This is a genomic window from Helicobacter sp. L8 (assembly GCF_003660355.1).
GTDB classification, from domain to species: Bacteria; Campylobacterota; Campylobacteria; order Campylobacterales; family Helicobacteraceae; genus Helicobacter; species Helicobacter labacensis.
Window position 1 is genome coordinate 1 of sequence record NZ_QXQR01000067.1, and the last position, 331, is coordinate 331.

Sequence of the window (331 nt, forward strand, 5' to 3'; positions counted from 1 at the left end):
TTACGAGAGTTTGCAGGGGCTAGAGCGCGGGGATGATATTATCCACAAGGTGCAGGACAATAGCGGGAAGTGGAATGGTTTTAAAAGGTGGCTCAATCAAAAAACCGGGGGAGTGGTAGGCATTGATCCAGAGCTAGCCCAGACAGACAATTCTATCAACCAATACATCTATTCTCTAGCGCGCGCGATGAACAAGGGGAAAACCACGAATCAAACCATAGAGGACGCAAAGAACTTAAGCGCGCTCAAGCTCAGAAGCGCGCAGGAGAACACGGCTAGAATGGGGGAAAATCAGAGTATCTTGCTGACTTTCCTAGAACAACAAATCAAC

1 pseudogene is annotated in these 331 nt (G+C 48.0%); it reads left to right on the plus strand.

Annotated elements, in window-relative coordinates:
- A pseudogene (locus EAO37_RS09075) lies at positions 1-331 on the plus strand (hypothetical protein); the annotation flags it as partial.